The sequence below is a fragment of the Halomonas sp. genome, assembly GCF_033549285.1.
Classification (GTDB): Bacteria; Pseudomonadota; Gammaproteobacteria; order Pseudomonadales; family Halomonadaceae; genus Halomonas.
On record NZ_JAWSUJ010000091.1, the window covers coordinates 13,071 to 17,711 of the forward strand.

The 4,641-nt window shown below is 53.3% G+C and carries 3 protein-coding genes, 1 tRNA gene and 1 pseudogene; 2 read left to right on the plus strand and 3 right to left on the minus strand.

What is annotated here, in order from left to right; translation table 11 throughout:
* The first annotated feature begins 493 nt into the window (after positions 1 to 493).
* Positions 494 to 1,999, plus strand: a complete 1,506-nt coding sequence (locus tag SCI24_RS16860; protein WP_318726486.1) for a hypothetical protein — start codon at positions 494 to 496, stop codon at positions 1,997 to 1,999.
* A 681-nt stretch (positions 2,000 to 2,680) separates the two neighbouring features.
* Here the strand turns inward: SCI24_RS16860 and SCI24_RS16865 are convergent.
* The 3 genes and pseudogenes from SCI24_RS16865 to SCI24_RS16875 form a co-directional block, all read right to left on the minus strand.
* Positions 2,681 to 2,998, minus strand: a complete 318-nt coding sequence (locus SCI24_RS16865; protein WP_318726488.1) for a transposase — start codon at positions 2,996 to 2,998, stop codon at positions 2,681 to 2,683.
* A gap of 214 nt (positions 2,999 to 3,212) precedes the next feature.
* Positions 3,213 to 3,973, minus strand: a pseudogene (locus tag SCI24_RS16870) (integrase core domain-containing protein); the annotation flags it as partial.
* Positions 3,974 to 4,100: 127 nt separating this feature from the next.
* Positions 4,101 to 4,177: transfer RNA gene (locus SCI24_RS16875), tRNA-Arg, on the minus strand.
* A 130-nt stretch (positions 4,178 to 4,307) separates the two neighbouring features.
* Between SCI24_RS16875 and SCI24_RS16880 the strand changes: the two genes are divergently transcribed.
* The coding region (locus SCI24_RS16880) for a methyltransferase domain-containing protein (RefSeq protein ID WP_318726487.1) at positions 4,308 to 4,641 on the plus strand (334 nt) is incomplete at its 3' end.

Here is a 4,641-nt window from a genome sequence, read left to right on the forward strand (position 1 = left end):
CACATCCAGCTTTTCCCCTCCAGCGTGGGGCTACGCAGCCGCCTGGTGCTACCCTTGTCCATTGCTGGACAAGGGTGAGGTTCAGGGGGGAGGCATGTTGCCGAGAGGGTAGCTCCACAGAGGTGTCACTGCCATTTGCGATGGCTTATCCGGTGCCAGTCGGTGGCTCTGTCCATTAATGGACAAAGTCGTTGATGCCGATCCGCCAAGCGGACATAGGATAGCCCCATGGCAGAGATCTTATCCGGCACCAAGGGCTGGCTCTGTCCAGCGCTGGACAAGGCCATCAACAAAAATGGCGGATACCTATGTGTCCAGTAATGGACAAGGTCATCGATCCTGGGCCGCCGCGCGAGAAGCTCCATGTACGAGTTTGTGTCGATGGCGATGCCTGATCTGATGACAGGTGCGCTGGTCCTGTCCATCGCTGAAAAGGCTAACGTGAAGCATCATCGTTAATACGGCTGTTTCTTGTTGTGCCTGATGTGATACCATGTTCCGACAATCACATCAGAATATGCCTACCACCAAAAAATCGAAATCCCATCGAGCACTCACCAGCTTTTTTCATTTCCGCCCTAAAGACTGGGATATCCATTTATCGGAAGACCCATATTTTTCTTCCCTTCTAGAAAAAGAGAAGCGTGGGTTGGCTTCATTTATGTGGGCGATGTACGCTAATGCTATTCCTCATAAATCCCACCGTGTTGATCTCACCCCTATTCACTGGGAAGCGAAAAAATCTATTTTCGGTTCGGCCGCCCGATTCGATGAGATCAATGGCATGTTGGGTTGGTTTGAAAAAGAACTAGAGGGAGTGAAGGGCAAGTGGGCGTCTGGCTGGAAGCTGACCGATTATGGCTACAAGGTCGCATCTGGTTTTTTCCTGGAATTCCTCTCAAAGCTAGCCACAAAATATGATGATTTAGTAACCGGCTTGATCGACGCCGCAGGCTCTCCGTACCGTACTCCAAGTGATGCGTTTCGTAGTACTACGGCGACAGGGGCAAAATGCCGATTTCCTCGAAATATCATGTCGTCCCTCGTAGAAGTAAGCTCACAGAATCTTTTGGACTTGATTGGTGCGTCTGAGCGGTGGCTGAATGGGGACCCATTCCCAGAACATTTAGGATGGCTGAAATACCATTGGGATGAGTATAAGCGGTGTTACGGCGATCAGAAATCATATAGTCGTGTTCTGCTAGCAGACCGTCAAGCGCATCTAATGCTGTCACTTGCCAATTCAAGTAGGAATAAGGATGCGTTGGTACCTACCATTTACTCTGAAAGCAAGGCAGGGCGGCTGTATGCAATGGGGCATGTTAATCTCCAGCGCTGCGTGGGAGAGGTCCGTCGTATGGCACTTCAAGGATGCTATGACGTCGATATAGAGAACTGTCACTGGTCGCTCCTTTCTCAGATGGCCATGCGAATTGGTATTGATACCCCCAACATTTATTATTACCTGAACAACAAAAAACTGGTTAGAAGTGAGGTCGCGAGGTGTGCCGGTATCACGATCGATGATGCCAAATTTGTATTGATTTCATTGATCTATGGCGCTGTTTTGCGGTGCCGAGGCAGCCGGGAATCATTTGATGACAAAAAGAATGCGATTGAGGCTAAGCTCGGTAGGGATGTGGTGGAGACATTGGCTGGTCACCCGGTTCTGCGAGGGCTGATTGAGGATCTTAAGGTTTCAAAAGGTGCTGTTGTTGAGTATTACAGAAGTCAGACCAAGAAGAAGGGCGGTGTCATTGTGAATGATGCTGGCAGGGAAATTGATGGTTCAATTACTAATCGTAAAATTCTTTCTCATATTTTGCAAGGTGCCGAGTCAGAGGCTATGAAGGTGATGATTGAGGAGTTGATGGGTAACATTGTTCTGCTGCAACATGATGGTGTGACGGTGAAAGTGAAGCCAGACCTTGGAGGGTTAGAGAGAAAGATTCATGATCGGACGGGGTTCTCGTTGAGCTTGGAAGCTGAGTTGCTATAGGTGTTTTGTTCCCCTGTGACAATTAGCGTTATCCTATTGAAGTTAGCCATGGTGCAGGGCTTCATGATTTATTTTGCTTTGTTTTTTTGGCTAATAGTATGAATTTATATGATTCCGGTAGGCAAAGCCTAATATTGCCTTGTGCTATATATATATATAGATCCTGCCTAAGATATTATCCGTTAGCATCTCCGTGTATAAGTATTGTGTAATATATAATATTATTTATTCATATATATTAACTATATATTTAACTATGGATATTTAGGTGTATATTATATGTATTCTCGTATAGGGAGTCATTGAATATATCATGTATATCATAAATATTTCTTTGGCTAGCTGAATGTGTTTCATGCTCTATGGTACCAGGTGGTTGAATACGGATCAGCCAGGTGCATTCCACTGTATCCCACCTGACCTTGAAACAAAGGTATTTAATGGCTTTGGCTTAGAAGAAGAGGGTTAGTGGTGAGGGGAGGTATAAAATCAATTATTGCCCTTATTTTAGGCCATTGTGAAGGCATCTTAGATTTAATGGGAGGTCGGATAAGTGGAGAGGGCAGTAGTATAGCTAGTGCTGGTTTGGTTGCTAGGTGTTTAGTCCCCGCATGATTAGCTACCCATTTGATAAGCAGCTCGGGCTTCTTGGCCTGCCCTTCTTTCAGGTTCTTCGTCACATTATGTGGATTCGGTCTGATTGAGCATGCGCCCCATGGGGCTCCCAATCAGGTAGATCATCACGATGAAGTTGGCTCCGTTCCGGTAGCCGCGTCCGCTCGATCGGGCCGCTTGGAATAGACCGTTCATGCCTTCCAGACGTGCGTTGATCGGGCCGGAGATCCAGCGCCTCACCACTTGCTCGGCATGCCGCTCCAGCGTCGTCAGTGCCTTTGCCATCGACGTTAGCAGTGTTTGCCCGGTAACGGCATCCCGCGTAACCCTGAGATTGTTCGTGATGCGCCACCGGGCAGCACGCGGCGTCGCGGCCTTCTGAATCTAGCGCAGTTTTTCCTTGATGACCCTGGCATCGCCGGTGACCCCCTGATCGGCCACCAGCTCCTGAAGGAAGCTGATCTCGTTGGACGTCAGGTTGCCGTTCTTCAGGTGCTTAAAGACCGCCTACTGGAGTGATTTGAGGTGCCCCCTTCTCACGGTGATCTGTTCTGCGGACTGCATCCAGCACCTTGGTGAAGCTCTAAACGATGTGGAACTAGTTATGTAAACCCACCCGGGCGTTCACGGAATGGCCCAGCCGGCTGACTGGAGGGTGGTAATCCAGGCTGGCATGCGGCCGATGCCAGTTGTACTGATGCAGCCAGACAGGCAGGTGCCTGCCACGACGCTCCGAGCTTGCGTATGACCGAGCGTAGGCCCACTCACGGAGCGCCGTCTGGATAAACCGCTCAGCCTTGCCTTTGGTGCGTGGGCTGTACGCTTGGTCTGGCAATGTTTCAGCCGCAGTCGCGGGCACAGGCACTGGAAGCGGCGGGAGCGATAGCAGGCGCCGTTGTCGGTGAGCACCCGGGTGAAGCAGATGCCCAGGCTGGCGTAGTAGCGCACGGCCCTTAGCAGGGCCAGGCAGGCGCTCCAGCCCGTCTCGTCAGGGTGAACGCTGCTGAGGGCCAGTCGCGAGTGGTCGTCGGTGGCCACATGGCAATACTCCCATCCTGCGCCTGGCGTGTTCTGCTGACGGTCGCCGGTGTCATCCGATGCCCTGGGCGCTCGAAGCGCCCTAGTTTCTTGATATTCAGATGCAGGAGATCCTTGCCCGCGTCGTGCTCGTAGCGGTTGTCGGCCCTGCCGGTGAGAGTGCACCAGCCGATTCAGCTCTTTGCGCTTGAGAATGCTCGCCACCGTGCTCTCGCTGACCCTCAGCGCCTGGGCAATCTGGCGATTGGTCTGGCGCTGCTGACGACGTTCGATGACCTGCTCCACGGTAGCTGCGTCTGTTGCGAAGGGGCTTCGAGGGGGTAAGCAGGGATGGCTGGATGTTGCTGGGTGGCGACTGCCATAGGAACCCCACAGGAACCTTGATGCGAAATTCCTGTGCTCTTTATCTGAGGAGGTGTTTGTAACTTGCTGAAAAAAGGATGAAATCTGGCGCCCCCATCAGGATTCGAACCTGAGACCTTCCCCTTAGGAGGGGGACGCTCTATCCAGCTGAGCTATGGGGGCGCGACGGGGCGCATTATAAGCGCCTGAACCGCCAAGATAAACCCGCCGCGGCCTGGGGCACTGCCGCGGGCCATGAGTCCGGCGGGATTCCCGGGTAGAATGCGCGGCAAACCCGCGACCGGTGGCCGGCATGTCAGACCCCGCTTCTCCTCTTTCACCGGCTGGTGATCGTCACTTCGACGGGCTGGCCGACAAGTTCGCCGCGAGCCTCTACGGCGGGGCCCGCGGCGAGCTGCGCCTGGCCTTGCTCGACCGCCTGCTGCCCGAGATGCTCGACCTGCACGGCCAGCCGCTGCTCGACGTGGGCGGTGGCCTGGGCCAGCTGGCCGGCTGGTTTGCCGCACGCGGCCACGCCGTGACCCTGGCCGAGCCTTCCGGGGAGATGCTGGCACGGGCTCGGGAATCGCTTACGGGGCATGAGGTGAGCCTGTTGCAGGCGCCGCTCCAGGCACTGCCCGAGCTGG